Raw genomic sequence first — 458 nt, 5'->3', positions numbered from 1 at the left:
GCAATGCCACGTTACCGCATCCCCGATAGCTTAACTGTTCAGTTGCTCAGAGAATTTCATATTAATTATACTCGAAAAAAAGATCCATACGTCTCAGATGATATTAGTGATATTTCTCTAACGGAACTAATGGGGTATACCGGAAGGGCACGGCTCATTGCTTGGTTCCTTGCTGACGCGGATGAAGATATTGCTTACAGTAAAAATAAAATAACAGACAATTCAGCACTCGGTCATAATACCGTACGAGAGTATATTGAAAATCTCGTAAAGTTAGGTATAGTTGATACTGAGGAAGTTTCTCGTGGATCGCAAACCTATACAGTATATACAGTCAATACTGAGAGTCCAATAAATATATTCCTCAGTCAACTGAATAACGCTGCGTTTGCCCACCGAAGTGTTGAAGAATTTGCTTTTGAAAAGCTTGGACTTGTATGATTTATTGTTGACACTTA

At 38.4% G+C, this 458-nt stretch carries 1 protein-coding gene; it reads left to right on the top strand.

Going from position 1 to position 458, the window contains the following annotated elements; translation table 11 throughout:
• Positions 1–441: hypothetical protein (locus tag DVK05_RS17165; protein WP_158598871.1), on the top strand; the 441-nt coding region annotated here is incomplete at its 5' end.
• Positions 442–458: the final 17 nt, after the last annotated feature.

Origin of the sequence: Halorubrum sp. Atlit-8R, from assembly GCF_003666025.1 — an archaeon.
Classification (GTDB): Archaea; Halobacteriota; Halobacteria; order Halobacteriales; family Haloferacaceae; genus Halorubrum; species Halorubrum salinarum.
This window is presented reverse-complemented; position numbering and strand designations above follow the sequence as displayed.